The sequence below is a fragment of the Mesorhizobium sp. M1A.F.Ca.IN.022.07.1.1 genome, from assembly GCF_003997575.1.
Taxonomy (GTDB): Bacteria; Pseudomonadota; Alphaproteobacteria; order Rhizobiales; family Rhizobiaceae; genus Mesorhizobium.
This window is the reverse complement of sequence record NZ_RZST01000719.1, coordinates 1-605: the sequence shown is the minus strand read 5'-3', so window position 1 is coordinate 605 and position 605 is coordinate 1. Positions and strand designations below refer to the sequence as shown.

The 605-nt window shown below is 62.6% G+C and carries 1 protein-coding gene; it reads right to left on the bottom strand.

Annotated features, from left to right (window positions below; genetic code table 11):
- Positions 1 to 605, bottom strand: a 605-nt coding sequence (locus EOA75_RS33605) for a MobA/MobL family protein (RefSeq protein ID WP_164747795.1), incomplete at both ends; no start/stop codon positions are given.

The window sequence follows — 605 nt, the reverse complement described above, 5'->3', positions numbered from 1 at the left end:
GTCCTGGGTGACATGACGAACGGCATCAACCTGCTCGGGATCGAGGCGAAACTGCTTTTGCGGATCCTGTGTCTCGACCTTTTCGATCGCCGCCGCGACGGCAATATCTGAGACAGCAAAGCCCCGCCGCTCCGACAGAAGGCGCGCCGACTGCGCCATGTCGTATTCGATGCGCAGAATTTCCCGCGTGGTGAAGATCGCCGGCTCCGATACCTTGCCGCTCTCACCATCTACCTGCTGCGGCTTCAACAGCACCAGGTTGTCCGAGGCCATCAGCCTTGTACGGATATTGGTGAAATCCGCCGGATCGTCGACATAGCGATGCAGCGCCCTGGCGATATCCTTTTCATCGAAGGTCGAGCGCTCATTGGCAAGCTGCTTCAGCAGAAGCTCGGGATCCGCCAACAGGCGGTCCGCCATCTCCTGCCGGCGCGCCAGATCGGCCGGCGCGAAATACATCTCGACACCCTTGCGGGCGAGCGCCGCCTTCTCGGGGCCGAGGTGTTTCTGCGCAATGCCGTCGAGGCCCTGCTCGGCATAGGAGCGGCCGTCGAGGCGGATGTCGTGGCCGGCAAGCGCCAAATGTCGGTTCGCGGGTTCTGCCC